We start from the raw sequence: 26,405 nt of genomic DNA, 5'->3' as shown, positions 1-26,405 counted from the left end.
TCGATGCTGCGACGTCGGGTGCGAACCGGGCAACCGGGTTACCGGGCCGGCGTCGCCGTACGACACGATGGGGCACCATGAGCCGGCAAGCCCCGCGAGCCCGCGCACGTGACCTCGGCGTCGTCGTCGGGTCACTGCCCACCGGGCCGCACAACGCGATCACCGACGTCCCCGGCGTACGGGTCGGGCACACCACCGTCGACGACGGCGGTGACCTGCACACCGGCGTCACGGCGGTCGTGCCGGGCCAGCTCGGCCCCGACCGGTGGGCGCTGCCGGCCGCCGTGTACGCCGGCAACGGCTACGGCAAGCTGGTCGGCTCGACGCAGGTGGACGAACTCGGCGTACTGGAATCACCGGTCGTCCTGACCGCCACCCTGTCGGTGTTCCGCGCCGCGGACGCGGTCCTCACCTGGCTCATGGGCCGCCGGCCGGACGGGGTGTCGTTCAATCCCCTGGTCGGCGAGACCAACGACGCCCACCTGTCGGACATCCGCCGACGACCGGTCACCGAGGCCCACGTGCTCGCCGCGATCGCCGGCGCCACGGCGGAGCCGCCCGCGCAGGGGTGCGTCGGTGCGGGCACCGGCACCACGGCCCTCGGCTACAAGGCGGGGATCGGCACCGCGTCGCGGACCGTGCCGTGGGCCGGCCGGGAGGTCACCGTGGGCGCGCTCACCCAGTCCAACTTCGGCGGCGTGTTGACCGTGCGGGGCGTACCGATGCCGGTCGAGGAGCTGATTCCCGCGGCCGACCGCACCGAACCGGCCGGCAACTCGTGCATGATCGTGGTGGCCACCGACGCGCCCCTGGACGCCCGGCAGCTCGGCCGCCTCGCCCGGCGGGCCATCTTCGCCATGGCCCGGGTCGGCGCGTCCTACAGCAACGGCAGTGGCGACTACGCGATCGCGTTCAGCACCGCCGAACCCGGCCGCCCCCTGATGCCCGACGCGGAGATCACCCCGGTGTTCGCCGCCGTCCTCGACGCGGTCGAGGAGGCGTTGCTGGACTCGCTGTTCACCGCCACGACGACGACCGGGGTGGGCGGCCGCACCAGCCACGCCGTACCGCACGAGGCGGTCGTCCGGCGTCTGGCGGCCGCCGGCGTGCTGCCGCTACCCGCCTGACGAGGCCGGGCCGGCCGCACGGACGGCCCCGGCCCCGGGGCCGTCCCGCCGGTCGTCACGACGACGCGGCCACCGGCGCGGCGGAGGCCGGCCGCGCCCCACCCTTGATCCAGACCATGGAACCCGGCCTGCGGGCCTCACGGCGGATCTTCGACACCGCCCACGTGCAGGTCAACTCCTTGTACGCGGCGCCCAGGCGGCCGTCGAAGTAGACGTTCACGGCGCTGTCGTCCTTGCGGGCGAACTGCCGGAGGCCGGCGCGCCGGCCGAGGCTCACGCACGACCCCGTGAAGGCCACATCGAGCGTCGCCGGGTCGGTTCCCGCGATGCGGCTCAGCACGGTGTTGGCGGCCTGCGCCCCGAGCGGTCCCGCCGCGTAGCAGCTCATCCGCAGCGGCTGGCCCGAGGGCGCGGCCGCGTCCCCCGCCGCGACGACGCGGTCGTCGTCGACGCTGGTCAGCGTCTCGTCGGTCAGCAGCCGGCCGAGCGCGTCGGTACGCAGCCCGCTCGCGGCCGCCAGGGCCGGCACGCCGAAACCGCCCGCCCAGACGGTCAACCCGCTGGCCCGCACCGTACCGTCGGCGAAGACGACGGCGTCCGGCCGGACCTCGCTCACCACGGCGGCCTCGAGCACCGTCACACCGTGCCGGGACAGCCATCTGGCCACCGACCGGCGAGCCGGCCCGCTCAGCGACGGCGCCAACTCCCGGCCGCACACCAGCGTGACGCTGCGCCGCCGCTCGGCCAGCTCGGCGGCCGTCTCCACGCCGGTCAACCCACCGCCGACCACGGTGACCGGAGCGGCGAGGGGCAGCGCCTCCAGCCGGGTACGCAGCCGCTGCGCGGACTCGTACTCGGCGATGTGGAGGGCGACGTCGGCCGCGCCCGGCACCGTGGACGGGATGGCCCCGGTGCTGCCGACCGCGTAGATGACGTGGTCGTAGTCCAGGGCGCGCCCCGACGCCAGCCGTACGGTCCGGGCCGCGGTGTCGATGCGCGTGGCGGTGTCGACGACCAGCTCGATGCCCTCACCGAGCAGCGTGCCGTAGTCGACGGTGGCCTCGCCGGTGCCGGCCACGAACTGGTGCAGCCGGATCCGCTCGACGAACGTCGGGCGGGGATTGACCACGGCGACGTCGACGTCGGCGCGCATCCGCAGGCGGTTGGCCGCGAGCGTGCCCGCGTAGCCGCCGCCGATGACGACGACCCGGTGGGACGTACGGTGCATGGTGGGATTCCCTTCTCGATGCCGGTGGCTGCCGGGGCGCGCGACCCGAGGGTCGGTCCACCGGCGGCGGCAGCCGGGCGTGCCGGATGGTGTCTCACTGCTCCGACGACACGGCCGGCCGGAACGTCAGGCGGCGCGGCAGCCTGACAAAACGCGGCGGTATCTCGTCGGACCCGGGGAGAGCGGATCCGACCCAGGGAGCCTCCCGAACCATGACCGACCACCTCGTGCCCGCACACGAACCGTCCGACGCCGGCCTGAACGCGATCATCGGCGAGCGCCGTCACCTCATCAATCTCGCCTACCGGCTCCTCGGCTCCCTGGCCGACGCCGAGGACGCCGTCCAGGAGACGTACGCCCGCTGGTACGCCCTGTCCCGCCAGCAGCAGGACGCCATCGCGTCGCCCGGCGCCTGGCTGACGACGGTCGCGAGCCGGGTCTGCCTGGATCTGCTCGGTTCGGCACGGGTGCGCCGGGAGCGCTACGTCGGCGAGTGGATCCCCGAGCCGGTGCCGGAACCGTCGCAGTGGATCAACGGGCGGTCGGGCGACGCCGCGGGCGACCCCGCGGACCGGGCCACCCTGGACGAGTCGGTCAGCATGGCCTTCCTCGTCGTGCTCGAAGCGATGACGCCGGCCGAACGCGTCGCGCTCATCCTCCACGACGTCTTCCGCTACTCCTTCGCCGAGATCGCCGGGATCGTCGGCCGCACCCCGGCGGCGTGCCGTGAGCTGGCCTCCTCCGCCCGCCGCCGCATCCGTGCCACGCAGGCGCCCCCGACCCCGGCGTCCCGACAGGCCCGGATCGTCCGGGACTTCAAGCGGGCCTGGGAGGCCAGGGACATCGACGCCCTCATCGGCCTCCTCGACCCGCACGTCACGGCGGTCGCCGACGGCGGCGGCGTGGTCAGCACCGCGCTGCGCCCGGTCGCCGGCGCCGAGCGGATCGCCCACTCGCTGGTCCTTCTGGAGGACCGGCTCCGCGACCTGACGCTCCTGGAACGTACGGTCAACGGCCAGCCCGGCCTCATCGCGCAACGCGACGGCGTCACCGTGTCGGTGTACGCGTTCGAGATCGCCGGCGACCGGATCACCCACATCTGGGCGGTCCGCAACCCGGAGAAGCTCCGCACGTGGACGACGGGACCCTCGCTCACGTCCGGCAGGAGTTGACCGTCAGGCCGGCGGCCGGGTGAGTTTGGCGGCCACGGCGTCGAGGACCCATTCCAGGCCGGTCGCGAAGGATGACTCGGCGTCCACGTCCGTGCCGTCGTACACGGCCTTGGCCAGCGCCGGAAAGCGGCCCGTGGCCAACATTCTCGTCACGTGCGGGCCGTTGGCGCGCTGCCATTCGCGCTCGGACAGGCCAGTGGCGCGTTCGGCCCGCAGGTTCGCGATCTCGCGCCTGATCGCGCCGGTGACGTAGGCGCTGACGGTCTCGACGGCGCGCATGACGGTGTCGACGTCGGCGAGGCCGTCGAGGGCGGCGAGCGTGGCCTCGGCCACGGCGAAGCCGTTCGGACCCAGAGCCGGGCGGCCGCCGAGCAGGTCGGCCAGCCATTCGTGCCGGAGCGCCGCCTGCCTGGTGCGGTGGGCGAGGACGCGCAGCGCCTCCCGCCAGTCACCGGGCTGCCCGTCGGGGAGGATCTCGGCCTGGACCTCGTCCACCATGAGATCGAACAGCTCGTCCTTGGTGGAGATGTATCCGTACAGCCGCATCGGGCCGGCGTCCAGCCGCGCCGCGACCTTGCGCAACGACACCGCCTCCAGCCCGCCCTCGTCGGCCAGCGCGATGGCGGCGGCGACGATCCGCTCCCGGTCGAGGGGCACGGGGCGGGACGGCGGTGCCGGCCGGTCCCACACAGTCATGGGCTACATCGTACCGTTGCGATACGCTGTAACGCAGCAATACAGTGTATCGAATGAGACCCCGTATCGCCGTGGTCGGAAGCGGCCCTGGTGGGCTGACCTTCGCCCGCGTCCTGCACCGCCACGGTCACCCCGTCGCCGTCCTCGAACGCGATCCCGCCCCCGACGCGCGCCCCCCGGGCGGCACGCTCGATCTCCACGAAGGGCTGGGCCAGCTGGCGCTGGACAAGGCGGGGCTGCTGGCGGAGTTCCAGGCGCTGTCCCGTCCCGAGGGGCAGGCGATGCGCATCCTGGACCCGGACGGGGCCGTCCTGCGCGACTGGCGACCCGGCCCGGACGACCGGGCCAATCCCGAAATCGACCGCGGGCGTCTCCGTGACCTGCTGCTCGGCCCACTCGGCGTCCAGTGGGGGCGGGGCGTGACGCAGGTGGTGCCGGGGGCCCGGGACGGCGTGCTGGTCCGGTTCGCGGACGGGCGACAGGAGACGTTCGACCTCGTGGTCGGCGCGGACGGCGCCTGGTCCCGTACCCGCCCGGCGGTCTCGGCGGTGACGCCGCACTACACCGGCGTCAGCGTGGTCGAGACCGCCCTGGACGACGTCGACACCCGCCACCCCGACATCGCCCGGTTGATCGGCGACGGTTCCGTGGCGGTGTACGGCGTGAACCGCGGCCTCGTCGCCCAGCGCAACAGCGGCGGCCACGTCAAGGTGTACGCCCAGTTCCGCGCGCCTCTGGACTGGCACGCGGGCCTGGACCTCGCCGACGTCGAGGCGGTGCGATCGAGCCTGCTGGCCCTGTTCGACGGCTGGGCCGCTCCCGTCCTCGACCTCCTGCGCCGCGGCACCGCCTTCGTCCACCGCCCCATCCATGTCCTGCCGGTGTCCCACACCTGGCCCCATGTCTCCGGGGTGACGCTGCTGGGCGACGCCGCCCACCTGATGCCCCCGCTGGGGGCGGGCGCGAACCTCGCGATGCTGGACGGCGCCGAACTCGCCGAGGCCATCGCCACCGCCCCCGGAGATCTCGACGACGCCGTCCGCGCCTTCGAGGAACGGATGTGGGCACGGGCCGGCAGGTGGGCGACGATCACGACGGCCGGTCTGGAGCGCCTCGTGAGCCCGGACCCGGCCGAAGCCCTCGCTCTGTTCGACCGGGTCCAGCCATCCTGACTGCTGCCGGGCTCGGGTTGCCCGGCCGGGAACTAGCGGGGCCTGCCGAACCAACGGGAGAGGTGTTCGTCCAGGTCCTGCTGGTCGTCGCCGATCCAGGCGACGTGGCCGTCGGGGCGTAGCAGCACGCACGGAACGTCCAGCGCCGCAGTCGGGTCCCCGAGGTAGTCGACCCGGTCCGACCAGCCGCCGACGGCCAGGCGTTCGGTGCGGTCCAGCAGCAGGCCGCGGCCGCGACGCAGGAGACCGTAGAGGTGGCCCTGTTTCACCTCGATGTCGCGCAACCGGCGGCCGAGCAGGTCGGGGCCCTCGCCGACGTCGTAGCGGACGCCGGTAGCGGTGATCTTCTCGGTCAGGTAGCGGTTCACCTCGTCGAAATCCATGAGTTCGGTGAGCAGCCTGCGCACGGCCTGCGGGCCCGGTTCGGTGGACAGCAGTTCCATCTGGGCCCGGGTGTTGTCCAGCACGTCGGCGGCCACCGGTTGACGTTCGGCCTGGTAGGTGTCCAACAGCGTCTCCGGGGCCCAGCCACGGACCTGTGCCGCCAGTTTCCAGCCGAGGTTGAACGCGTCCTGGACGCCGAGGTTGAGGCCCTGCCCGCCGATGGGTGGATGGATGTGCGCCGCATCGCCGGCGAGCAGCACCCGGCCGACCCGATACCGTTCGGCGAGGCGGGTGGCGTCCCCGAAGCGGGACAACCAGCGCGGGGAGTGCACGCCGAAATCGGTTCCGGCGATGGCGCGCAACTGCTGCTGGAAATCCTCGAGGGTGGGCGGTCTCGCGCGATCGCTGACTCCCGCGGCGGGGACTACGACGCTGTAGACCCCGGCGCCGAAGGGCCGGAGCCAGAACCGGTGCTCGGTCTCGCGTACCGCGGTCACCGTGGCGGCGACCTCCTCCGGTGGCACGCCCACTTCCATCTCGCCCATCAGCGTCTCGACCCGCGAGGGCTCGCCGGGGAAGCCGACACCGAGCAGTTTGCGCACCGTACTGCGCCCACCGTCACAGCCGACGAGGTAGCGCGAACGCAGCCGTTCCCCGTCGGCCAGCTCGACGGTCACACCGCCGCCGTCCTGCGCGAGACCGACCACCGCGCACCCGTGCCGGACCTGCGCACCCAGGTCGATCGCGTGTTCTTCGAGCAGGCGGACGATGACCGGCTGCGGAATGCCCAGCAGGTAGGCGTACGCGGAATCCAGGCCCGGGGGCGCGGGCTTGGCGATGGCGGCGAAGAACCCGCCGGCCGGACGCTGCCGTCCGTGTGCGCGGATGCGGTCCAACAGTCCGCGCATCGCCATCAGCTCGAGGCTGCGACTGTGCAGACCGACGATGCGGACGAACGACGGGGGTTCGGTCTCCTTCTCCAGGACGAGTACCCGCACGTCGTGCAGCCGCAGTTCGGCGGCCAGCACCGCACCGGTCGGCCCGCATCCGGCGATGATCACGTCGAACACGGGGGGCGCGGGGTCGGCGGCGGGGGCGGGCGAGGGGAGTCCGGGGACGTCGCGCTCGACCGTGCCGTTCGACGACAGGTCGGCGGTGAACTGCGCAGAGTGCATAGGTGTTGCCTTCCGGGAGTGCCTTCATGTCGAGGCGCTCCCGGCGACACCTACGTCAATCGCCCGGCCGTGACGGGAAGGGGGAGCACCCACATCGATACAGCGTTCATGGGTCTCACCTCCTCGGGCGGTGTCACGGGCACCTGGAAGGTACAAGCCCGGGCATCGCCCGTCCACTCCTTTTGCCCCGCGGCCTGCGAGTCAATTATCGGATTACCGGTATTGGCAATACGGTAATCGGATCGGGCAACATGGACATAACGGCGCTACATCATAATGTCTGTTATGGTGTGCGGCTCGCTCCGCGGCCGCCCCCGCCAGTTCGGCCCGGACCGAACCGTCGCCGCCGTACGGTCGTGGACCCGCACCGAGCAGTTGAGAAGGGACCAAGATCCGTGAGCGACGACGTTCCCGCCACCGACGGCCGTGACCCCGCCCAGATCATCGAGGACGCCGTGGCGTACGCCCTGCGCCTGGCGGAGACCTGGCCGGCGTGGGACGGCAGGCCCATCGCCGCGGAGGACCGGGTCTACACCCCGCACAAGGCGATACGCCGTCTCGCCGACCACCTTCTGGACCACCTCGCCGAACTCGAGGCGCGCCTGGCCGGGCAGACCCCGCTGCCCGACCACTGGCACGCGTCCGCCATCACCACCCCGGCTGACCTCGCCCCCTTCACCCAGGAGGACCTCGACGAGGCTCGCAGCCGCCTGACCCGGCTGGCGCAGATCTGGTCGCTGCGCCTCCGCGCGCTCGACGACGAGCGCCTCGACCGGGTCGAAGGGGACGCGTGGACGTTGCGCCAGGTCGCCTTCCACCTCGGCAGCACCTTCTACGCCGACGCGGTCGGCGATCTCACCGCAACCCGCGCCGGGTGAACGGCACCGCCGAGGCACGTCCGACCGGGGTCTGGAACAGCGCCGCCGATCACGCAGGTGTGGTGCCCGGCTCGCGGTGATTCTTCCCCTTCGCCCCCCACCACAAGTGCATGATCGACGCAGGAGGCGACGAGGCCGCGGCGGGCCGGGTGGGCCCGCCGCGGCCACATCCCTAGTCGCCGGCCAGTACCGTGAAGGTGAATCCGGTGCTCGTCGGACGGTGCAGCGGTACGTCGCACTTGATCCGGCGTACGACCTCGTTCCTGCTGAGGCCGAGCCCGTGCGCGATGAGCCGATCCGGGCGTACGGGTACCGGATCGGCGAGGACGACCTCCACCAGGACGGGCCACGCCTCGTCCCGCCACGCCGACGGGATGTCCAGCCGCCAGGCGCCCGTCCAGTCGAGGGTGAAGTGGTTGCGCCGGGCGATCAGCGGATCCAGCAGCCTGGACGCCACCAGTTCCGGATCGTTGTCGCGGTAGCCGTCGAGCTCGGCGGGGTCGAAGGACCCGACGGGCTTCCGCTCGTGCACGGTGAGTTTGCTGGTCCGGTCGCAGGACACGCAGCGGACCAGCAGCCACACGTCCAGCAACTTGCCGTTGGCGTTGACGCGGAACCTGCCCTCGCCGGTGGTGGCCGACTCCGACCGGCAGTCCACGCAGCGCAACGAGAGCAGAGGCAGCCTGGTCCGGCGTACGACCCAGGGCAGCACGGTATGAGGTTGTGAAGACATGATCTCTAGACCTGATCTCTAGACCTGACACGAGGCCGATGTGCGCGCGACCTCGAACGCGGTATGACCGGGCGCACGAGGGCAGCCCGGCAGAACCGACGGGAACGTCGGCTACCGGTGAGCGGAAGAAGGTGTCAGGTCTAGAGAGCAGGGGGGGTCACGCGGTTTTGTCCTCTGTCTTCACGGCGACGGGTCGCAGGCAACCTACGGAACCGGGGAGGAATGCTCAAACGGTTTTCCGACCGCGGGGCCGGGTGGTAGCCGAGTCGTGGGCCGGGCCCGGCCCCGGGTCAGCCGACGCGTCCGGGCCGGAAGAACGGCAGCCGCAGGCGCGGCGCGAGCACGTCGCTGGCCACGACGGCGCCGAGCACGAGCGCGGCCGCGCCGACGACGACCGCCGGCGGCCATCCTCCGGCCCACGGCGCCATGACGGCGAGGGCGGGCAGCCAGACGAGCCGGCGCCACGGCACCGTCCCGGAGATCCGGTAGGTGAACAGCGCGCGCCCGAGGATGAACAGGGCCGGGCCGCCCAGCATGAGGGCGACCGAACTCGCGGAGGTGTCGCCGGTCGGCTGGACGACGACCCGGTCGAAGCCGGCGGCGATGCAGACCACGGCAGCCACCATGACCACGTGGCTGTACGGCGCGAGCCGGGCCGCCCGGCCGAGCAGCCGCCGCGACGTGATCTGCAGGATCCTGCCGCTGCGGTACACGTAGATCTGCCACAGCAGCAGCATGGTCACGAAGGCGGTCACGAAGCCGGCCAGCCGGGGGGCGGCGAAGTCCGAGGTGCTGATCTCCAGGATGGGCACCAGGATGATGTCGCCGAGGGCCAGGATGACGAACTGCTGATAGCGCTCGCCGAGGTGCTCGGTCGCCTTCTCGTACTGGTCGACCGGCACCCGACCCAGCCAGGGTGTCGGGTAGCGCACCGCGGCGGAGACGTAGTCGATGGCCACCGCCACGGCCCAGAAGTGCCAGTGCGGCTGCCCCGGCGGCAGCGCCCCGAGGATCCAGAAGACCCCGGAGACGCCGAACCAGAACAGGAACCGGGCGGCCCGCTCCTGGGCCTTGTGCCGGTGTTTGTGCAACGTGAGCACGAGGATCGCGCCGCGCGCCAGGTGCGGTGTCACGTACGCGACGGCGAAGACGAGCGCGTGCTCGCCGGAGGCGCCGGGCAGCGCGGCGGCGGCGCCCACGGCGCCCAGCATGGTGACCATGAGGATGGCCTGGATCGGCCGCTGCTCGGGGTCGTAGTAGTCGGTGGTGACGGTGGTGATCGACCAGATCCACCAGACGGCCATGAGCATCAGCAGGGGGTGACCGAGGCCGGCCCACGTCTGCCGCCCGGCAACGATCATGGAGATCAGGGCGAGGGCGGCCACGAACACGACGTCGAAGAGCAGTTCGAGCAGCGTGGCGCGGTTGGACGCGTCCGGTCGGCGCACCAGGCTGGCGTCGCCTCCGGTCATGCCGGCCTCCCGCCGCTCGCGCCCGGGACGCCCCGGCCCGGCGGCACGTGTCACCGGGCACGCCGCGGCGCCCCACCCCTGTCGATTATCGGGCGCTCTGGGGTGAATAATCCTTGCTTTGGGGATTCCGCCGCCGACGGCGGAATCGCGGCCGGTCAGCCCGCCGCCACGTCACAGGCCGCCGGTGCGGGCAGGGCGGGAGCGGCGCGACGGTGCCGGCCGGTCAGCCCGCGTGGCGTACCTCGGTCTCCCAGATGTCGGCCCACGGCCGCCGCAGGCCCGTGCAGAGCCAGATCGGCCCGCCGTTCTCGTCGTTGTCGATGTCGACGCGCTGGTCCACCCGGCCGGCGAGCGTGACGTCGGTGAACCACTCGCGCAACTGGTCGGGCCGGTCCCAGCCCACGGCGAGGGCCACGTCGGCGTCGGCCGGTGGGCGGCCGAAGTCGACCATGCTGTTGTGGCCGGAGTACGCCGCCGGCAGCCCGCGCGCCGGGCCGTAGCGGGCGACGGCACCCGCCTCGCCGTAGTTGCCGGTGAGGATGACCGCCCGGCCGCGCTGCTCGGCGGGCAGTGCCCGGTGCACGGCGGCGAGCGAGTCGGCGAACGCCGGCCAGCCGATCGTCTCACCGGCGTCGTAGTTGACGTCGACCACGAACCCGGGCAGCCGGTCGGCCGGCAGGGTCGGCAGCAGCAGCACCCCGTTGGGCGCCACGAACAGCAGCGCGCCGACCACGAGCAGCCCGCGGCGCAGCACGGTCGCGCCGCGGGAGGCCCAGGCGGCGGTCAGCACGGCCCCCGCGGCGGCGAGCACCAGCAGCAGGGGAGCGTCGTAGTAGCCCTTGCCGCCGGCGATCAGCACGACGCCGAACACGACCAGCCACGCCAGGCCCACCGCCCGGTACGCCCGCCACGCCGGCCTGCGCAGCAGGGCGACCAGCCCGGCGATCCAGATCGGCACGGCGTACGGGCTGATGATGACGAACTGGAGGGTGAGCGCGTCGAGCCGGCCGCTGTAGGAGCTGTTGCCGTCGGCGATCGACGCGGCCACCGACAGCTGGGGGAAGCCGTGCGCGGCCTGCCAGATCAGGGTGGGCGCGGCGAGCACCAGCGCGAGGCCCCCGGCGGCGTACAGCCACCGGTCGCGCAGCAGCCTGCGCGGCCCGGCGATCGCCACACCGGCCAGCAGGCCGACGGCGAGCAGCGCGGGCAGCAGCTTGTTGAGCATGCCGAGGCCGACGGCCAGCCCGATGCCGAGCGCCCACCGGGAGTCGCCGGTGCGCAGCAGCCGCACCGCGTACAGCGACGCGACGAGCCAGACCAGCATGTCGACCGTGGTGGTGCTGAGCAGGTGCCCGGTGGCCAGCACGAGACCCGAGGTGCCGGCGAGGAAGGCCGCGAAGGTCTGGGCGCCGCGCCCGGCGCCGAACTCGCGGGCGATCGCCGCGACCAGCAGCACGCAGCCGCCGGCGATCAGTGCGGACGGGGTGCGCAACGCCAGCAGGCTGCCGGGGGCGACCGTGTCGGCGAGGCGGGCCAGGGCGGGCACGAGGGGACCCTGGTCGACGTAGCCCCAGTCGAGGTGCCGGCCGCAGAGCAGGAAGTAGAGCTCGTCGCGGTGGTAGCCGTAGCGGGTGGACAGCAGCAGCAACACCACGGTCACCGCGCCGGCGACCAGCCAGGGACCTCGGCTGCGGGGCCCCGGGGCGGGTGGGGCGCCGGCCGCGGCGGGCTCGTCGCGGCGCGAGTCGTGCAGGTCGGCGACGGATTCGGCCACGTCCATATCATGGCGGGCCGCGGTCTCCACCGGTGTCCCGTGGGGACCGCGGCCCGTAACGGATCGGCCACGACCCGCGGGTCAGCTCGTGGCAGCGGCTTCGCGCGCCGGTTCCGGTGCCGCCGGCGCCGGCCAGGCCAACCGGCGTACGTCGGGGACCAGCGCGGTGCCGGCGCAGGCCACCAGGACCAGCGCACCGGCCACCGCGAGGGGCGCCGGTTCGCCCCAGACCCGCGCGGCCAGCGGCGCGAGGGCGTAGCCCAGCGGCATCGCGCCCAGTGACACCAGCCAGTCGTACGAGGTGACCCGGGCCAGCACGTGCGGCGGGAACTGGCTCTGCACGACGGTCTCCCAGACGGGGTTGAGGTAGCCCAGGGCGGTCAGCGCGACCCCGTACGCGACGACGATCGCCGGTGCGGGCGCCGCCACCGCGAGCAGGACCAGTGGCGCCGCGTAGGTCGCGAGACCGAGGTTGGCCGTGAGCACCGGGCGGCGTGGCCGGATTCGGCCGGCGATCAGCGAGCCGGCGAGCATGCCCACCGCCCCGGCCTGGAGCATCAGCAGCCACACGCCCTCACCACCGAGGCGGTGCACGGCGACGGCGGGGCCGAGCGTGGTCAGCACGGCCGCCGCGCCGTTCCACGTGCCGTGCCCGAGCAGGCTGCTCCAGAACCACGTCCGGGACCGCACCTCGCGCCACCCGTGGAGCAGGTCGGTGGTCACCGACCGCCGCTCGGGGCGCGGCACCTGCCGGACGCGGATGACCGCGAGCAGGGCGGCGCTGACCGCGAAGGACGCGGCGTCGAGGACGAACGCCCAGCCGGGGCCGGCGGCCCAGATGAGCGCGCCGGCCAGGGCGGGGCCGGCGAGACGGCTCGCGTTGGCGGTCGTGCCGAGCAACGCGTTGGCCCGTTGCCGCTGTGCGGGGTCGACGGTGCCGGCGACCAGCGGGGACGCGGTGGGCAGCGCGAACGCCGCGGCGGTGCCGCCGACGGCGGAGGCCACGGCGATCGTGGTCAGCGCGGGGTCACCGCCGAGCAGTTCCACGCCGACCAGGAGTTGGGCGGCGCAGCGGGTCAGGTCGGCCAGGAGGGCGACGCGGCGGGCGTCGAACCGGTCGGCCGCGACGCCGCCGAGGGGGAGCAGGAGCAGCCGGGGCAGCATGGCCGCCCCGAGCACCAGGGCCAGGGCGGCCGTCGAGCCGGTGGCACGCAGCACGGCGAGCGCGAGGGCGGCCGGCACCACGGCGTCACCGACGGCGGAGACGGTGCGGCCGACGAACAACAGCCGGAACGCCCGCAGGCGCAGGGGATGAGTCACGGGGAGAAGGTACTTCGACACCGAACCTTTTGGCAATGAATATTTTGGCGCTGCAGTACCATGGGTCGCGTGACGACGCGCGACCGCACCGACCAGCACGTGGAGCGCTGGTTGCCGGTGCTCCCCGACCTCGACCCGGACGTCGAGGGGGCCGTGACACGGATGCTCCAGCTCACCCGGCACCTGCGGACGGTGAAGGAGCGGGCGCTGGCCGACGCGGACCTGCCGGCCCACGAGTACGACACGCTGCACGCGCTCGCCGGCCGGCGCGGCCGGGCCGCACCCTCCGAACTCGCGGCCGACCTCGGCGTGGCGCCCGCGTCGATCACCGCCCGGGTGGACGCGCTGGCGCGTCGGGGCTTCGTCGAACGGATCCCGTCCACCACGGACCGGCGGCGGGTGGACGTGGCGCTCACCGAGACCGGCCGGGAGGCCTGGCGGGGCGCCCTCGACCCCCGTGGCGCGGAGGAGCACCGGTTGTTCGCCGCACTCGACCCCGACGAGCGGCGCCTCCTGTCCGACCTGCTGCGCCGCATCCTGGTGGTCGCCGAGCGCCCCGCGGACGAGCCGACGGGGTGAGCCGACAGAGGTCGGTGTGGCGGCCGGCGCGGTACGCCGTACCCACGCCGGCGGCGGGCGTACCGGGTGGAAAACGCCTGGCGTGGCGCGTACGGCCGCTGGCAGGGTGGCCGGCATGACGGCACATGCTCTGGCCGGTTCCCTGGCTGACGACGGACGCCGGCGCGTCTTCGCGGCGGTCGTGCTGGGCGCGACGGGCGTGCGGGAGGTGGCCGACCGGGCCGGCCTGCCGGCGCGGGAGGTGGTGACGGCGCTGCGCCGGCTCGCTGACGCGGGCCTGGTCAGCGGCGCGGACGGCGCCCTCGCGGTGGACGCCGAACGGCTCCGCGAGCTGGCCCGCGCCCCGCGCCCGGCCCGCCCCGCCGAGAGCCGGGAGGAGACCGTGCTGCGGACCTTCGTGTGCGACGGCGTGCTGGTGGGGCTGCCCGCGCAGCGGGGCCGGCGGCGGATCGTGCTGGAGCACATCGCGCGGCGATCGTTCGCGCCGGACACCGCGTACCCGGAGCGGGCCGTCGACGACGCCCTTCGCCCGTGGTGCGCGGACGGCGGGTCCGACCACGTGACCCTGCGCCGGTACCTGGTCGACGAGCTGCTGCTCACCCGGGATCGGGGCATCTACCGGCGGGTGTGAGGCCGGCGCGACGGCAAATCGGTTGACCGCGCACCGACGATCAAGGGGTGACGACCGATGTCAAGGCGGCCTGGGCGATCAGCCCGGCCCGCCCCGACCAGCCCGAGGCGGCGACCCTGCTGTGGGAGTACTTCACCGAGATGGTGGTGCGCTACCACCAGCGCCCGGCGAAGCCCGGCGAGGTCGAGGCCGCGATGACCGAATCACCCAGCGATGACCTCGTGGCGCCGGCCGGGATCCTCCTGCTCGCCCGGCACGAGGGGCGGCTGGCCGGCTGCGCCGGGCTGCGGTTCCGCCCCGGCTGGGCCGAGCTGACCCGCGTGTACGTCCGGCCCGAGCGGCGTGGCCGCGGTGGTGGCGCCGTCCTGCTCGCCGCCGCGGAGTCGTCCGCCCGGGCGGCCGGCGCCGACCGGATCCGGCTGGACACCCGCAGCGACCTGGTGGAGGCGCGGGCCCTGTACGCCCGTCACGGGTACGTGGAGATCCCGGCGTACTCGCAGGACGTCTACGCCGAGCACTGGTTCGAGAAGCTGCTGGGCTGACCGGTTGACGCGAGCGCCGGTACGCGCTATCACAGAAGAGGAAGTTGAGTCGCCCCGACTCAACCCGAGACCTTCGGCCAGGAGAACCGAGGAGGCACGACCATGCTGATGCGCACCGACCCGTTCCGCGAGATCGACCGGCTCGCCGAGCAGTTCTTCGGCACCACGGCCCGGCCGGCCGTCATGCACATGGACGCGTACCGGGACGGCGACTACTTCTACGCGGCGTTCGACCTGCCGGGCGTCGACCCGGACAGCATCGACTGCACCGTCGAGCGCAACGTGCTGACCGTCCGCGCCGAGCGGCGCCGGCCCACCGACGACAAGGTCGAACTCGTGGCCGCCGAGCGTCCGATGGGGATCTTCACCCGTCAACTCTTCCTCGGCGACACCCTCGACACCGACAACCTCCAGGCGGGTTACGAGAACGGCGTGCTCACACTGCGGATCCCCGTGGCGGAGCGGGCCAAGCCGCGGCGCGTGCCCGTCACCGCCGGCGGCAACGGTCGCAAGCAGATCGACGCCTGACGGAGACCCGTCGGCGGGACGGCCGGTGCGGCCGTCCCGCCGACGGGTCAGCGTGGCCGCGGTTGCACGACGTCGGCGAGCACCGTGGTCACCAGCTTGTGGACGGTCGCCGTGGTCGGGGGGCCGGGGTCGCGGTCCGCGAACAGGAGATGCCCGCCTCCGACCAGGGAGAGGGTGAGCGAGTCGATGTCGGCGTCGGCCGAGATGCGGCCCGTCGCGCGCTCGTCGTCGAGGTAGGCGGAGACGGCGGTCGTGACGTCGGCGAGGATCGCGATGCCGCCGCCGGGCCGGGCTTGCCGCAGCCGCGCGCGCAGCTCATCCCGGAACGTGATGAGCGGGATGATCGCCACCGGCACCGGTCCGAACAGGGCGGTCAGCGCGCCGGTGAGGTTGTCGGCCACGGTGCCGGTGCCGACGGCCGCGCGCAGCGCACGCGCGTGCGCCTCGAGTTCTGCGGTCCGGTCGAGCACGAACTCGGTGAGGAAGGCGTCGAAGTCGGTGAAGTGCCGGTGCAGGACGCCTTTGGCGCAGGCCGCCTCGTCGGTGACGGCCCGGCTCGTCAGCCCGTTCGGGCCGTCCCGCAGCAGGACGCGTTCGGCGGCGTCGAACAGCTGCCGCCGCGCGTCGCGAAGGTGTACACCGGTCGGCACGCGCCGATCCTCTCTCGCGGGCCAGACTTCCTGGCATCCGTTGGCAGGTGGGCGCTTGCCCACTAGGGTGGGCGCATGCCCACTAGGGTGGGCGCATGCCCACTCTACCGGGAGTACCACCAGAGTCCGCGCGACCGCATCACTTGCGACGGACGGCCGAGTCGTTCGGCGCGGACGCGCAACGCTACGACCAGGCCCGACCGGGTTACCCCGAAGGGCTGGTGGCGCGTATCGTCGCCGGGAGCCCGGGGCGCGACGTGCTCGACGTCGGCTGCGGCACGGGCATCGCGGCCCGCCAGTTCCAGGCCGCCGGTTGCACCGTGCTCGGTGTCGAGCCGGATGCGCGGATGGCCGACGTCGCGCAGGCGCGCGGCCTGCCGGTCGAGGTGGCGACCTTCGAAGCCTGGGAGCCGGCTGGCCGGGTGTTCGACACGGTGGTCGCCGCCCAGTCGTGGCATTGGGTGGACCCGGTCGCCGGCGCCGTGAAGGCGGCCCGGGTGCTGCGTCCGAACGGGCGCCTGGCGATCTTCGGGCACGTGTTCGAGCCGCCCGCCGAGGTGGCCGAGCCGTTCGCGGCCGCCTACCGTCGGGTGGCCCCCGACTCCCCGTTCACCAGCCAGCCGGCACGACGTCCACTGGACGTGTACCAGGCGGGGTACGCGTCGATCGCCGACACGATCCGCGAGACCGGCCAGTTCTCCGAGCCGGAACAGTGGCGATTCGACTGGGAGCGGTCCTACACGCGCGACGAATGGCTGGACCTGCTCCCCACGACCGGCGCCCTCACCCGACTTCGCCCCGAGCAGCTGGCCGAGATCCTGGGCGCGGTCGGCCAGGCCATCGACACCCTGGGTGGCCGCTTCACGATGCGGTACACCACCCTGGCGACCAGCGCCGTACGCGCCGGCACCCCGTGATCCGCCGACCGGTCATCGGGCCAGGACGTCACCGGTGGCGGCGCGGATCGCGGTGACGAACGCGGCCACGGCCGGATGTGCCGCCGCGCCCCGCCGGTACGCGACCCGCGTGCGGCGACGGGTCCTCAGCGGGAGGAGCCGTACACCGGCGGGCGGGTCGACCGCGGCGAGCTGCGGCACCAGCGACACGCCCTGACCGGCCGCCACCAGCGCGAGCACGGTGGCGAAATCGTCGGCCTGGTGCCGGACCCGGGGCGCGAACCCGGCGGCCCGGCACACGTGCAGGGTGACGGTGTGGCAGAGCGTGCCCGGGCTGGCCACGATCCAGGGGAGGTCCCGCACGCCGTCGAGCGGGTCCTCGCCCGCCACGGGCACGCCGCCGACGCCGGACGGGTCCGTGCCGGGCGCGTCGGCTACGGCGAGGAACACCGTCTCGTCCAGCAGCGGCACCGCGTCCAGCGCCGGGTCCGGCTCGACCGGGGCGACGTCGTAGTCGTGCAGCAGCCCGACGTCGAGACGCCGTTCGTGCAGCGCGGCGGGAACGGCGACCGGGTCCAGTTCGGTGACGGTCAGCTCCAGCCCCGGGTACCGGTCGCCCAGCGCCACCAGCGTCGCCGGCAGCAACGTCCGCACGGCGGTGGGGAACGCGCCGATGCGCAGCGGCCCGGTCGGGCCGGTGGCGATCGCGGCGAGAGCGGCCGTGGTCTCCTCCAGCGCGGCGAGGACCGTCTCGGCGTGCGCGACGAGCACCCGGCCCGCGGCGGTGAAGCCGACCCGCCGGCCGGTGCGCTCCAACAGCGCCACGCCGGCCTCCCGTTCGAGCGCGGAGAGTTGTTGGGAGACGGCTGAGGGCGTGTAGGTGTGCGCCTGGGCCACCGCGGCGATGGTGCCGAGGCGGGCCAGGTCGCGGAGCAGCCGGAGCCGCCGGACGTCGAGCATCAGCACAGCTTACGATCGCCGCCAGGAACGTGAACTGGACCTTAAGCGTTTCGGTGCCGGACGCTGAGGTCATGACGCTCTCCGGTGTGTACGTCCCCCTGGTCACCCCGTTCGACGCCGCCGGCGCGGTGGCGTACGCCGCGATCGAGTCGCTGGCGCACCAGGTGCTCGACGGCGGCGCGGCGGGCCTGGTCGCGCTCGGCACGACCGGCGAACCGGGCGCGCTGGACCCGGGGGAGCAGCGGGACGTGGTCGACGTGATCGCCCGCGTCTGCCGGGAGCGCGGCGCCCCGCTGGTGGTCGCCGCGAACACGGCGGCGGCGCTGGCCGCGCTGGGAGGCCGGCCAGAGGTCACCGCCGCTCTCACCCTGGTGCCACCGTTCGTCCGCCCCGGTGAGGCCGGAGTGGTCGCATACCTCGCCGGGCTCGCCGCGGCCAGTCCGGTGCCGCTGGTCGTCTACCACGTGCCGTACCGCACCGGGCAGCCGCTCTCCGCCGCGACCCTGCGGCGGATCGCCGCGCTTCCCGGGGTCGCGGGTGTGAAGCTCGCCGTCGGGGGCATCGACGACACGACCGTCGAGCTGATGGCCGACCCGCCGGCCCGCTTCGCCGTGCTCGGCGGGGACGACGCGGTGATCTCCCCGCTGCTCGCGATCGGCGCGCACGGCGGGATCCTGGCCTCCGCACACCTCGCCACGGCCGCTTTCGTCGGTCTCGTCGACAGGTGGCGGGCCGGCGACGCCGAACCCGCCCGGGTGCTCGGTCACCGGCTGGCCGCCCTGTCGGCGGCGCTCTTCGCCGCACCCAACCCGACCGTCCTCAAGGCCGTCCTGCACGCGCAGGGCCGGATCCCGAGCCCCGCCGTACGCCTGCCCCTGCTGGCGCCCGGCGACGACGCCGTCCGCGCGGCGCTGGCGCGGCTCGCCGGCGCACCGGTGGAGGCGTTCCCCTGACGCCGGCAAGCCGCCGGCCGCCGTCACCGCCCCGGCTGGGCGGGGTAGAGGGCGGCGAGCCGGTGGGCGGTGCCCGTGAAGCGGTCCCGCAGCTCGGCGGGGGCGAGGACCTCGACCTCGGCCCCGAGCTTGAGCAACTCGATGTGACCGTGCTTGATCGACTCGATCGGCACGGTCGTGAGCAGCCAGCCGTCCGCGTCCGGCTCACCGGCCGCCGCGCGGGCCGCCCGGCTCATCGCGGGCGGGAAGACGTACGGCATCAGCTCCAGCGCCGCCACCGTCATCCGCACGCGCGCCTCCGCGCGGTAGACGCCCTGCTCGTACCGGTCGGCGTGCTCCTGCCAGCTGCGCGCCAGGTCGAAGTCGTCCGGCCGGTCGACCGGCTCGTCGAGCACGCTCAGGTCGAGCACGGCCCCGACGCGATAGGTGCGGACCTGCCCGTCCACGGCGGCCACGAGATACCACCGACCGGCCTTGAGCACCAGGCCGAGCGGGTCGAGCGTACGGGTCACCTCGCGCGGCGCCCGCCACCGCCGGTAGCGCATCCGCACCCGCCGGTCGGACCAGACGGCACCGGCCAGCGCGGCCAGGTGCGGGGTCGGCTCCGGCTCCCGGAACCAGGTCGGCGCGTCCAGGTGGAAACGCTGGCGGATCCGCCCGCCCCGGTCGGCCAGCTCGGACGGCAGCGCGGCCTGCAACTTGAGTTCCGCGGCCGAGAGCAGCGACCCGAGACCCAGCTCGGCGGCGGGCCCGGGAACGCCGGCCAGGAACAGGGCCTCCACCTCCGCCGGGGTCATCCCGGTGAGCCGGGTGCGGTAACCGTCCAGCAGCCGGTAGCCGCCGGCCGGGCCGCGGTCGGCGTACACCGGCACACCCGAGGCGCCGAGCGCCTCGACGTCCCGGTAGACCGTGCGGACCGACACCTCCAGCTCCGCGGCCAGCTCCGGTGCGGTCATCCGCCCGCGGCTCTGCAGGAGCAGCAGCAGGGACACCAGCCGACTCGCACGCACGGTCCGACGGTATCCGGACCGGCCGGGCACGATCCGTCCGGGCGCGCCTCACCGCCTCCGCGACCCGGAGCTGAGAACCTTTTTCACATGGTTGCCCCCGACGCCCCGGCGCTGGCTCGTCCGTCGGCCGCGCCCGCGCTGCCCGCCGGCCCCGCGGACGTCACCGAGGCGTGGCTGCGCAACCGGCGGCTGTCCACGCACACCCGCGACGCCTACCGCCGGGACATCGCCGGCTGGCTCGGCTGGTGCGCCGAGCGGGACCTGGACCCGCTGCGCGCGAGCTTCCTGCACGTCAACGAGTACGCCCGGGCGCTGGAGGCCACCCGCAGCCCGCGCACCGGCCGGCCGCTGACGCCCGCGACCGTGGCCCGCAAGCTCTCCGCCCTGTCCAGCTGGTACGACTTCCTCGCCAAGCTGCGGGCCGTCGAGGTGAACCCGGTGACGGGCGCCGACCGGCCCCGCGTCGACCGGGACCACTCGGCCACCGTGGGGCTCACCCCGGACGAGGTGGACGCCCTGCTGGCCGCGGCGGAGGCGGAGACCGGGCCGACCGCGGCGCGTACCCGGGCGGCCATCGCGTTGCTGGCCGACCTCGGGCTGCGTGTGGGGGAGCTGGTCTCGCTCGACGTCGGGGACCTCGGCGCGGAGCGGGGGCACCGCAGCCTGCGATTCGTGGGCAAGGGCGGCCGCGCCCGCCGTCGGGCGCTCACCCCCGGCACCGCTTACGCGGTCGACGCCTACCTGGCGCAGCGCGCCACGGCGTCCGGCGTGCCGGTGACCGAGCTGACCGGCCCGCTGCTGGTCACGGCGACCGGTGCCCGGCTGGACCGGCACGCGGTGTTCCGCCTGGTCCGGCGGCTGGCGCGTACCGCGGGCATACCGGCCTGGTCGCGGCTGTCGCCGCACTCGTTGCGGCACGCCTTCGCGACCACCGCCCGGTCCGAGGGGGTGCCGCTGGAGGACGTGCAGGACGCCATGGGGCACGCCGATCCGCGGACCACCCGCCGCTACGACCGGGACCGGCACAACCTCGACCGGGACCCGGCGTACGTGCTCTGGGCGGCCCGGTCGCGCCGCCGGGGCTGACCGTGCGGCAGGCGGGCCGCGGCAGCGCGCGAGAGTGCGCCGGCCACGGCCCGACATCGCCGCGCCGCGGCCGGCGCCGCAGGGTCAGCCCTGCGCGCGGGGACAGATGCAGAACGGCTGGCCGATCGGGTCGATGAGCACCACCCAGCGCTCGCCGCCCGGCTGGAAGTCGGGCTTCGACGCGCCCGCGGCCACGAACTCCTTCTCCGCGAGGGCCAGGTCGTCGACGTACAGGTCCAGGTGGTAGCGCTTCTGCGCGGAGTCGTCCGGCCACGACGGCGGCCGGTACCCCTCGACCAGCCCGAAGCCGATCGACACCCCGTTGCCGCTGATCATGGCGTACTCGGGCTGGCTGTGGGTGACCTCCCAGCCGAGCACCCGGTGGTAGAAGGCGGCGTGCGCGGCGGGGTCGGAGCTGTCCAGGTTGACCATGGCGAGGTCGGCGTTGACTGTCATACCGGCAGTCTCCGCCGCGTACCTGCCATCTCCTGTCAGGTACGCGGCGGCACCTCAGCGCAGGCGCCGCTTGACCGCCCGCGCCACCCGCTTCGGGTCGCGGATCACGGCCACCTTCCGGATAGCCTCGGCCAGCTGCCCGGCCCGCGAGCCCTTGAGGGCGCGCAGTTCCGACCGCAGCGCCCGCAGGCGGTTCTCCCGCGCCTTGAGCTGCTGGTCGCGGAACCGGATGGTGCGCTCCAGCCCGGCGACGTGCCCGGCCAGCTCCACCGACCGCACCCGCGCGGCCTCCGCGTCGGCGAGCACCGCCCGCAGGTCCACCTCGGCCAGGCCGGCGTCGACGGCCGCGGCCACGGCGTCGGCGAGGCGCCGCCCCCGGGCGAGCGCCGCGGCGTCCGCCTCCTCGCCGGACATGCCCAGCCACATGGTCACGAGGTCGTCGGCGGTCAGCCACGGCGGCCACGGGTGCCGGTGGTGGCCACCGATCAGGCGGTCGCGGAAGCGGTGCCAGGCCGCCGCCAGCAGCTCCGCGGGCGTGGCCGGCTCGGCGGTACGCCAGGCGAGCAGCCCACGCGTGAGCGTGTCGCCGTCGATGCCCGTGTCGTCGAGGCGGGCCACCAGGCCGGCGCCGTCGGTGCGGGCCCAGTCGCCCAGCCGTGCCGCCACCCGGCGGAATCCCGGCAGGTCCTCGGCCGCCGCGAGGCGCAGCAGCCGCCGCTCCACCGTCTCGGTGTCGGGCACCTCGGCCACGGTGTCGAGCGGCGCGAGGGCGCCCGCGCCGACCCCGCCGCCGGTGACCGTGACCCGCCAGCGGCCTCCGTCCCGGTCGGCCACCAGCAGCCCGTCGCCGGCGTCGGCGTACGCGGTGTGCCGGGGCGCGCCGGCGCCGCAGACGGCGAGCCAGCCGGGCGCGACCGCGCCGAGCAGCCCCGCGCGGGCCGCGTTGTCGGCGCCCTCCGCCACGGGTGCGAGCAACGGTTGACGGGCGGCGGCCGCCTCCAACGCCCGTACGGCCAGCCGGACCGCCGGGTGGCCGGGGCGCCCGGCCGTCGCGGCGTCCACGTCGAGGAGGGTGTGCGCCGTCCCCGCCACGTCGAAGCTCGCGTAGAGGGCGGTCACGTGCAGTCCCCGGGCTGCCAGGGCGTCCCGGAACTGGCCCGGCGAGACGGGGCGGGCGGGGTCGTCGTGCAGGGGCCGCCACTCGTCGTCGCCGTGCCGATCCCGGGCGGGACGGCGGTCGAGCAGGTCGGTGAGGGCGAACTCGTTGCCGAGGCCGACGACGACCGTGGCGTCCGGGGCGGTCAGCCCCGCCAGCGCGGCGGCCCGGCGCGGCCAGTCCCACTCCGGCGAGTCGGCCCCCAGGACGCGGTCCAGGCCGTCGGCGGCCACGACCAGGTCGTACGCCGGGCCGCCCTCGTCGGCGAGGCCGTCGAGCGCGCCGGCGACCACGCGCACGTTCGTGGCGGCCAGCGCGGCGTGCAGTTCCGTCGCGTCGCTGACCGAGCGGAGCAGCACGGTCACCGCGGTGCTGCGGGCGGCCACCGCCTCCACGACGTCGCGTCCGTGTGGGCCGAGCACGAGCGCGTGGGACGCCGGCGGGAGCAGGTCGGCGAGGAACGCGGTGAGCACGGGCCCGCCGGCCGGTGTCCGGGGGCCCGTGGCGTCGCTCCACGGCTGCATCTCGCCGCGGACCACCGCGATACCGGTCGAGCTGGTGTCAGTCACGCTGGTTCCAATCGAAGAGCATGCGCAGCTCGGCGGGCGACAGCAGCCACGGCCGGCCGAGTTCCTGGTCGGTGATCTCCCGCGCGGTGGCGAGGTCGATGTCCTTGCCGTGCATCTCGGGCCAGAGGCGGGCGACCCGGGCGGTGCCCCCGAACAGCGGGTTCTCGCCCTCCATGGCCATGGGGTCGCCGTAGACGGCAGGCTGGCAGCCGGCCGCGACGCCGTAGAACACCGCGGTGCTGAGCCGGTTGGCCGCCACCCGCCTGTGCCGGCGGAACGCCTCGAGCTGCTTGTAGAGGAACCGCCGGTCGGTGCCCTCGTAGTTCCAGCCGCGCCGGCCGAAGCAGATCACGTCGAACCCGGCCCGCTCGTAGACCGCGCGGACCTCGGGGCGCTCGTACTCGGTGTAGTAGAGGCTGACGGTCACCGGTTCGGTCTCGGTCTCCCGGATCTCATCGATGAGGCGGGCGTGATCGCCGTGGATCTTGCCGCCCTCCCAGCCGTGGAAGAGGAACCACAGGGTGCCCCGGCGCTCGTCGTCGGGCACCCGGCCGAGGTCGGGCTCCATCTCCTGGAGGTAGAGCCACGGCGCGCCGGTCACGTGGTAGTTGCGCCGGCCGAGGAAGTGGCCACGGCGGCGGGGCCCGTCGCTCCACACGTACCGCCACGCGCCGTCGAAGAACTCGTGCGCGGGGTTCCAGCCGCACGCCACGTTCCACCCGTGCTGCAGGTAGCCGCGGATGCGCGGCGGGAACTCGTCGTCGAGGCCGCAGTAGCGGGCGAGAATGTGCGCCTGGCCGTAGTAGTGGTTGTGATGGTGCACGTCAGACCACCTCCAGGTGCAGCCGGCCGGCCCGCGGCAGGATCCGCACCGCCGACCCCGCCACGGTCAGGTCGATCGGCAGCCGGGCCATGAGGTAGGCGTCGGCCTGCACGGCGTACGGCGACGTCCCGTCACCGGGTACGACGAACAGCGTCCAGTCGGTGACCTCGTAGCCGTCGCCCGGCTGGGCGGGCAGCAGGTCCGCCACGGCCACCTCGGCCGACCAGCCCTTGCGGTCGTGCACGCCGTGGCACGGCACGTCGACGTGCTCGTCCGACCCCTCCCGGAAGCGCCGCCACACCACCGCGCCGGGATCCCGGCCGTCCCACCACGGGCCGGCGACGGTGAGGCGCTGCCCGCCGTCGCCGCCGGACACCTCGACGGTGTCGGCGTGCAGCCGCACCGGCCCCTCGAACAGGTTGACGTACTGCCCGGGCGAGCGGGTGACGGTCAGCAGCCGCCCGTCGTGCACGGTGTACACCGACCGCCGCAGGCCGGTGGCGAGCAGCAGGGGTCCGTTGGCGCCCTGGTCGAGGCGCGGCACCCGGGCGGTGCGCAGGGTGAACGGGTCGTCCGGGTTGGCGGTGTCGATCAGGTCGGTGACCGGGATCCGGGCGGTGAAGCCCCGCTCGTCGCTGCCCGTCCCCGTCTCCAGGGGCACGCGCAGGGTGCCCGAGGAACGCGCCACGCGCAGCGCCGGGTCGGCGGTCGGCGCGGACAGCCGACCCGAGAGGATCAGGACGTCTCCGTCGACGGTCGCGTCGGTGACCTCCACCGGGCGGTGCACCGGCCGCAGCATGAACCGGTCGCCACCGCTGGTGGGTTGCAGCCACAGGTCCTCGGTCACCCACGCCCCGTCGGGGTACTGCCCGCCGCCGTACCCGACGGTGCGCAGCGGGCCGCGCCGGTGCAGCCCGCCGGCGCGCAGGTCGACGGTCAGATGCGGCCAGGCCCCGTCGGCGGCCACGCCGGTGAGCAGCCGCCGGGGCACCCGCGTCTCGAAGCCGACCAGGGCGGTCTCGCCGTGCGAGTCGCGGGCCTGGAACCGGCGTACCGGCAGGTGCACGGTTCGCAGGCCGCGGACCAGCGAGATCCGCAACCGCCACGACTCGTCGGCCGGGCGGGGGGCGTGCCGGATGTCGGCGGTGCCCTGCACGACCAGCCCGTCGTCGTCCCAGTCGACCCGGGACACCGTGGTGTGCAGCTGCAGGTCGCGCCGGGGCAGCCGGTACAGCCGGCGCGGCACCGACGGCGAGGCGCCGTCCGGGGTGGGGTAGCGGGTCTCGTACCGCCAGGGCAGCACCCCGTGGCGGTGGGCGCGTACGCCGCCGCGCTGACCGGCGTCGGCGCGGAACGCGGCGAGCCGGCGCAGCAGGTCGGCGTCGCCGGCGGCCAGGGCCTGCACCTGGAGCCGTTCGAAGGACCGGGCCTTCGCCAGCACGTCGGGCTCCAGGCGCCCCAGCAGGCGCCGGCCCAGCTCCACCAGCGGCTGCTGTTCGTGCTCGGCGATCGTGCCGAACCCCTGCAGGATGGTGGGCAGGTCGATCTCGGCGAAGTGGGCGTGCACCCGCCCGCGCAGCTCGGGGGCGCGTTCGTCGACCAGGTCGAGCACCATGAGCGCCGAGGTGACCCGGTCGGCGAGGTTCGCGAAGACGTACTTCTGCTGGGTGATTGACTCGCCGGACTCCCGCTCACGCCAGAAGTAGACCGGGGCGCTGAGACAGTCGACGGTCACGGCGTCGAGGTGGGTGCGCATGGTGACCGGGTAGTCCTCGTACCGGATCGCCGGGAAGCGGTAGTCGTGCTCGTCCCAGAACGACCGGCGGTACACCTTGTTCCACACCATCCGGTCCAGCGCCAGCGCCGGGTACTCGAGGATGTGGGTGACCGCCCGGTCGGCGGCGAAGATCGTCCGGTGCAGGTAGGCGGCGCGGACGCCGAGCGTGTTGTTGAACCGGCGGGCGTTGCCGGCAGCCAGCGACGAGCCGGTGCGGTCGAGGGAGCCGACCATGAGCTCGTACGCGTGCGGCGGGACCAGGTCGTCGCTGTCGACGAACGTCAGGTACTCGCCGGTGCTGTGCGCGATACCCGTGTTGCGGGCCGGGCCCAGCCCCTGGTTTTCCTGGCGGACGACCCGGAACCGCGGGTCGCGGGCACAGAACTCGGCGGCCACCTCGGCGCTGGCGTCCCGCGACCCGTCGTCGACCAGCACCACCTCGAGGTCGGAGAAGGTCTGCCGGGCGATGGACTCGAGGCAGTCACCGATGTACGCGGCGACGTTGTAGAAGGGGACGACGACGCTGAGCCGCGGCGGCATTCAGACCTCCGACCGGCCGGCGCGGCGCAGCGGCGCCCGCCACGGCGTGCGGGCTGGTGACGTCGGCTGTTGCGCGGGCGGGGTGGACGACGCGTTCTGGACCACGACACCAGTTTCG

25 protein-coding genes are annotated in these 26,405 nt (G+C 74.2%); 11 read left to right on the top strand and 14 right to left on the bottom strand.

Features of this window, described 5'->3' with window-relative positions; all coding sequences use genetic code 11:
- Nucleotides 1-77 precede the first annotated feature (77 nt).
- Nucleotides 78-1,127, top strand: coding sequence for a P1 family peptidase (locus D7193_RS27795; protein ID WP_120782595.1), 1,050 nt, complete (start codon nucleotides 78-80; stop codon nucleotides 1,125-1,127).
- A gap of 55 nt (nucleotides 1,128-1,182) precedes the next feature.
- On the opposite strand, the gene D7193_RS27790 is transcribed toward D7193_RS27795, so the two are convergent.
- Nucleotides 1,183-2,355 carry an NAD(P)/FAD-dependent oxidoreductase gene (locus D7193_RS27790; protein ID WP_120782594.1) on the bottom strand — a complete coding sequence of 391 codons (1,173 nt, stop codon included), beginning with the start codon at nucleotides 2,353-2,355 and terminating at the stop codon, nucleotides 1,183-1,185.
- 212 nt (nucleotides 2,356-2,567) lie between these two features.
- Between D7193_RS27790 and sigJ the strand changes: the two genes are divergently transcribed.
- Complete coding sequence (sigJ, locus tag D7193_RS27785; protein WP_120782593.1) at nucleotides 2,568-3,527, top strand: RNA polymerase sigma factor SigJ; 960 nt, start codon at nucleotides 2,568-2,570, stop codon at nucleotides 3,525-3,527.
- A gap of 3 nt (nucleotides 3,528-3,530) precedes the next feature.
- Here the strand turns inward: sigJ and D7193_RS27780 are convergent, their stop codons facing one another.
- Entirely contained in the window at nucleotides 3,531-4,223 is a 693-nt protein-coding gene (locus D7193_RS27780) for a TetR/AcrR family transcriptional regulator (RefSeq protein ID WP_120782592.1), read from the bottom strand.
- Between the two features lie 53 nt (nucleotides 4,224-4,276).
- On the opposite strand from D7193_RS27780, the gene D7193_RS27775 reads away from it, so the two are divergent.
- The gene (locus tag D7193_RS27775) at nucleotides 4,277-5,395 is read left to right on the top strand and encodes an FAD-dependent oxidoreductase (RefSeq protein WP_120782591.1); all 1,119 of its coding nucleotides are present in this window, start codon (nucleotides 4,277-4,279) and stop codon (nucleotides 5,393-5,395) included.
- A 32-nt stretch (nucleotides 5,396-5,427) separates the two neighbouring features.
- Here the strand turns inward: D7193_RS27775 and rox are convergent, their stop codons facing one another.
- Nucleotides 5,428-6,849, bottom strand: a complete 1,422-nt coding sequence (gene rox, locus D7193_RS27770; protein ID WP_206612015.1) for a rifampin monooxygenase — start codon at nucleotides 6,847-6,849, stop codon at nucleotides 5,428-5,430.
- A gap of 500 nt (nucleotides 6,850-7,349) precedes the next feature.
- Here rox and D7193_RS27765 point away from each other — a divergent pair, with 500 nt between their 5' ends.
- The gene (locus D7193_RS27765) at nucleotides 7,350-7,832 is read left to right on the top strand and encodes a hypothetical protein (protein WP_241563553.1); all 483 of its coding nucleotides are present in this window, start codon (nucleotides 7,350-7,352) and stop codon (nucleotides 7,830-7,832) included.
- Nucleotides 7,833-8,004: 172 nt separating this feature from the next.
- On the opposite strand, the gene D7193_RS27760 is transcribed toward D7193_RS27765, so the two are convergent.
- The 4 genes from D7193_RS27760 to D7193_RS27745 all read right to left on the bottom strand — a co-directional run bounded on the left by D7193_RS27760 (nucleotide 8,005) and on the right by D7193_RS27745 (nucleotide 13,131).
- Nucleotides 8,005-8,544, bottom strand: a complete 540-nt coding sequence (locus D7193_RS27760; protein WP_241563551.1) for a DUF1062 domain-containing protein — start codon at nucleotides 8,542-8,544, stop codon at nucleotides 8,005-8,007.
- Nucleotides 8,545-8,855: 311 nt separating this feature from the next.
- A complete protein-coding gene (locus D7193_RS27755; RefSeq protein WP_120782588.1) occupies nucleotides 8,856-10,037 on the bottom strand; it encodes a low temperature requirement protein A in 1,182 nt (393 codons plus the stop codon).
- 223 nt (nucleotides 10,038-10,260) lie between these two features.
- Nucleotides 10,261-11,817 carry an ArnT family glycosyltransferase gene (locus D7193_RS27750; RefSeq protein ID WP_421930410.1) on the bottom strand — a complete coding sequence of 519 codons (1,557 nt, stop codon included), beginning with the start codon at nucleotides 11,815-11,817 and terminating at the stop codon, nucleotides 10,261-10,263.
- A 75-nt stretch (nucleotides 11,818-11,892) separates the two neighbouring features.
- Entirely contained in the window at nucleotides 11,893-13,131 is a 1,239-nt protein-coding gene (locus tag D7193_RS27745) for an MFS transporter (protein ID WP_120782587.1), read from the bottom strand.
- Between the two features lie 69 nt (nucleotides 13,132-13,200).
- Between D7193_RS27745 and D7193_RS27740 the strand changes: the two genes are divergently transcribed.
- The 4 genes from D7193_RS27740 to D7193_RS27725 all read left to right on the top strand — a co-directional run bounded on the left by D7193_RS27740 (nucleotide 13,201) and on the right by D7193_RS27725 (nucleotide 15,411).
- Entirely contained in the window at nucleotides 13,201-13,710 is a 510-nt protein-coding gene (locus tag D7193_RS27740; RefSeq protein ID WP_120782775.1) for a MarR family winged helix-turn-helix transcriptional regulator, read from the top strand.
- Nucleotides 13,711-13,825: 115 nt separating this feature from the next.
- Nucleotides 13,826-14,341 carry a DUF2087 domain-containing protein gene (locus tag D7193_RS27735; RefSeq protein ID WP_120782774.1) on the top strand — a complete coding sequence of 172 codons (516 nt, stop codon included), beginning with the start codon at nucleotides 13,826-13,828 and terminating at the stop codon, nucleotides 14,339-14,341.
- A gap of 47 nt (nucleotides 14,342-14,388) precedes the next feature.
- Nucleotides 14,389-14,883: a GNAT family N-acetyltransferase gene (locus D7193_RS27730; protein ID WP_241563549.1), complete on the top strand. Its 495-nt coding sequence runs from the start codon at nucleotides 14,389-14,391 to the stop codon at nucleotides 14,881-14,883.
- Between the two features lie 102 nt (nucleotides 14,884-14,985).
- A complete protein-coding gene (locus D7193_RS27725; protein ID WP_120782586.1) occupies nucleotides 14,986-15,411 on the top strand; it encodes an Hsp20/alpha crystallin family protein in 426 nt (141 codons plus the stop codon).
- A gap of 47 nt (nucleotides 15,412-15,458) precedes the next feature.
- On the opposite strand, the gene D7193_RS27720 is transcribed toward D7193_RS27725, so the two are convergent.
- The gene (locus tag D7193_RS27720; RefSeq protein ID WP_120782585.1) at nucleotides 15,459-16,061 is read right to left on the bottom strand and encodes a TetR/AcrR family transcriptional regulator; all 603 of its coding nucleotides are present in this window, start codon (nucleotides 16,059-16,061) and stop codon (nucleotides 15,459-15,461) included.
- Between the two features lie 143 nt (nucleotides 16,062-16,204).
- Here D7193_RS27720 and D7193_RS27715 point away from each other — a divergent pair, with 143 nt between their 5' ends.
- A complete protein-coding gene (locus D7193_RS27715) occupies nucleotides 16,205-16,978 on the top strand; it encodes a class I SAM-dependent methyltransferase (protein WP_241563547.1) in 774 nt (257 codons plus the stop codon).
- A gap of 12 nt (nucleotides 16,979-16,990) precedes the next feature.
- Here the strand turns inward: D7193_RS27715 and D7193_RS27710 are convergent, their stop codons facing one another.
- Nucleotides 16,991-17,917 carry a LysR family transcriptional regulator gene (locus D7193_RS27710; RefSeq protein ID WP_120782772.1) on the bottom strand — a complete coding sequence of 309 codons (927 nt, stop codon included), beginning with the start codon at nucleotides 17,915-17,917 and terminating at the stop codon, nucleotides 16,991-16,993.
- Between the two features lie 71 nt (nucleotides 17,918-17,988).
- On the opposite strand from D7193_RS27710, the gene D7193_RS27705 reads away from it, so the two are divergent.
- Nucleotides 17,989-18,870: a dihydrodipicolinate synthase family protein gene (locus D7193_RS27705; RefSeq protein ID WP_120782771.1), complete on the top strand. Its 882-nt coding sequence runs from the start codon at nucleotides 17,989-17,991 to the stop codon at nucleotides 18,868-18,870.
- A 23-nt stretch (nucleotides 18,871-18,893) separates the two neighbouring features.
- Here D7193_RS27705 and D7193_RS27700 read toward each other — a convergent pair whose 3' ends face one another.
- Entirely contained in the window at nucleotides 18,894-19,880 is a 987-nt protein-coding gene (locus tag D7193_RS27700; RefSeq protein WP_120782583.1) for a helix-turn-helix transcriptional regulator, read from the bottom strand.
- Between the two features lie 87 nt (nucleotides 19,881-19,967).
- On the opposite strand from D7193_RS27700, the gene D7193_RS27695 reads away from it, so the two are divergent.
- Nucleotides 19,968-20,966 (top strand): tyrosine-type recombinase/integrase, encoded by a 999-nt coding sequence (locus D7193_RS27695; protein WP_120782582.1) that lies wholly within the window; start codon nucleotides 19,968-19,970, stop codon nucleotides 20,964-20,966.
- 84 nt (nucleotides 20,967-21,050) lie between these two features.
- Here the strand turns inward: D7193_RS27695 and D7193_RS27690 are convergent, their stop codons facing one another.
- Genes D7193_RS27690 through D7193_RS27675 form a run of 4 tightly spaced genes read right to left on the bottom strand, consistent with a single transcriptional unit; the run spans nucleotide 21,051 to nucleotide 26,287 of the window.
- Nucleotides 21,051-21,422: a VOC family protein gene (locus tag D7193_RS27690; protein ID WP_120782581.1), complete on the bottom strand. Its 372-nt coding sequence runs from the start codon at nucleotides 21,420-21,422 to the stop codon at nucleotides 21,051-21,053.
- A gap of 54 nt (nucleotides 21,423-21,476) precedes the next feature.
- The gene (locus D7193_RS27685; protein ID WP_120782580.1) at nucleotides 21,477-23,147 is read right to left on the bottom strand and encodes a hypothetical protein; all 1,671 of its coding nucleotides are present in this window, start codon (nucleotides 23,145-23,147) and stop codon (nucleotides 21,477-21,479) included.
- Complete coding sequence (locus D7193_RS27680; protein WP_120782579.1) at nucleotides 23,140-23,970, bottom strand: hypothetical protein; 831 nt, start codon at nucleotides 23,968-23,970, stop codon at nucleotides 23,140-23,142. The genes D7193_RS27685 and D7193_RS27680 overlap by 8 nt, the downstream gene beginning before the upstream one ends.
- Nucleotide 23,971: 1 nt before the next feature.
- Nucleotides 23,972-26,287, bottom strand: a complete 2,316-nt coding sequence (locus tag D7193_RS27675; protein ID WP_120782578.1) for a glycosyltransferase family 2 protein — start codon at nucleotides 26,285-26,287, stop codon at nucleotides 23,972-23,974.
- Nucleotides 26,288-26,405: the final 118 nt, after the last annotated feature.

This window comes from Micromonospora costi (genome assembly GCF_003626655.1).
Classification (GTDB): Bacteria; Actinomycetota; Actinomycetes; order Mycobacteriales; family Micromonosporaceae; genus Micromonospora; species Micromonospora costi.
This window is presented reverse-complemented; position numbering and strand designations above follow the sequence as displayed.

What these genes read in the sequence shown, in the direction of transcription:
- D7193_RS27795 (WP_120782595.1), top strand. Translation starts at nt 78, where the DNA reads ATGAGCCGGCAAGCCCCGCGAGCCCGCGCACGTGACCTCGGCGTCGTC.
- D7193_RS27790 (WP_120782594.1), bottom strand. Translation starts at nt 2,355, where the DNA reads ATGCACCGTACGTCCCACCGGGTCGTCGTCATCGGCGGCGGCTACGCG.
- sigJ (WP_120782593.1), top strand. Translation starts at nt 2,568, where the DNA reads ATGACCGACCACCTCGTGCCCGCACACGAACCGTCCGACGCCGGCCTG.
- D7193_RS27780 (WP_120782592.1), bottom strand. Translation starts at nt 4,223, where the DNA reads ATGACTGTGTGGGACCGGCCGGCACCGCCGTCCCGCCCCGTGCCCCTC.
- D7193_RS27775 (WP_120782591.1), top strand. Translation starts at nt 4,277, where the DNA reads ATGAGACCCCGTATCGCCGTGGTCGGAAGCGGCCCTGGTGGGCTGACC.
- D7193_RS27755 (WP_120782588.1), bottom strand. Translation starts at nt 10,037, where the DNA reads ATGACCGGAGGCGACGCCAGCCTGGTGCGCCGACCGGACGCGTCCAAC.
- D7193_RS27750 (WP_421930410.1), bottom strand. Translation starts at nt 11,817, where the DNA reads ATGGACGTGGCCGAATCCGTCGCCGACCTGCACGACTCGCGCCGCGAC.
- D7193_RS27735 (WP_120782774.1), top strand. Translation starts at nt 13,826, where the DNA reads ATGACGGCACATGCTCTGGCCGGTTCCCTGGCTGACGACGGACGCCGG.
- D7193_RS27725 (WP_120782586.1), top strand. Translation starts at nt 14,986, where the DNA reads ATGCTGATGCGCACCGACCCGTTCCGCGAGATCGACCGGCTCGCCGAG.
- D7193_RS27710 (WP_120782772.1), bottom strand. Translation starts at nt 17,917, where the DNA reads ATGCTCGACGTCCGGCGGCTCCGGCTGCTCCGCGACCTGGCCCGCCTC.
- D7193_RS27705 (WP_120782771.1), top strand. Translation starts at nt 17,989, where the DNA reads ATGACGCTCTCCGGTGTGTACGTCCCCCTGGTCACCCCGTTCGACGCC.
- D7193_RS27695 (WP_120782582.1), top strand. Translation starts at nt 19,968, where the DNA reads ATGGTTGCCCCCGACGCCCCGGCGCTGGCTCGTCCGTCGGCCGCGCCC.
- D7193_RS27690 (WP_120782581.1), bottom strand. Translation starts at nt 21,422, where the DNA reads ATGACAGTCAACGCCGACCTCGCCATGGTCAACCTGGACAGCTCCGAC.
- D7193_RS27675 (WP_120782578.1), bottom strand. Translation starts at nt 26,287, where the DNA reads ATGCCGCCGCGGCTCAGCGTCGTCGTCCCCTTCTACAACGTCGCCGCG.